The organism is Vibrio sp. 10N.222.49.C9, from assembly GCF_041474985.1.
Classification (GTDB): Bacteria; Pseudomonadota; Gammaproteobacteria; order Enterobacterales; family Vibrionaceae; genus Vibrio; species Vibrio crassostreae_C.
Window position 1 is genome coordinate 1 of the sequence record NZ_JBFRVD010001247.1, and the last position, 289, is coordinate 289.

A 289-nucleotide genomic window follows, 5' to 3' on the forward strand; every position below is an offset into this window, starting at 1 on the left:
CTTGCTGAGCTTGTTAAAATTGACCCTAAATCTATTGGTGTGGGTCAGTATCAGCACGATGTGAGTCAGTCGTCTTTGGCAAAGCGTTTGGATGCTGTGGTTGAAGACTGTGTAAACGGCGTAGGTGTGGATGTAAACACCGCTTCAGCTGCACTGCTTAATCGTGTTGCGGGCTTATCGACCACACTTGCCCAAAATATCGTGGCGCATCGAGATGATAACGGACGCTTTGAAAGCCGCGCTAGTCTTAAAAAAGTCGCCAGAATGGGACCTAAAGCATTCGAGCAGA

The 289-nt window shown here is 48.1% G+C and carries 1 protein-coding gene; it reads left to right on the plus strand.

The genetic code is table 11. The features are described from left to right. Positions 1-289: helix-hairpin-helix domain-containing protein (locus tag AB4585_RS27775; protein ID WP_372171975.1), on the plus strand; the 289-nt coding region annotated here is incomplete at both ends.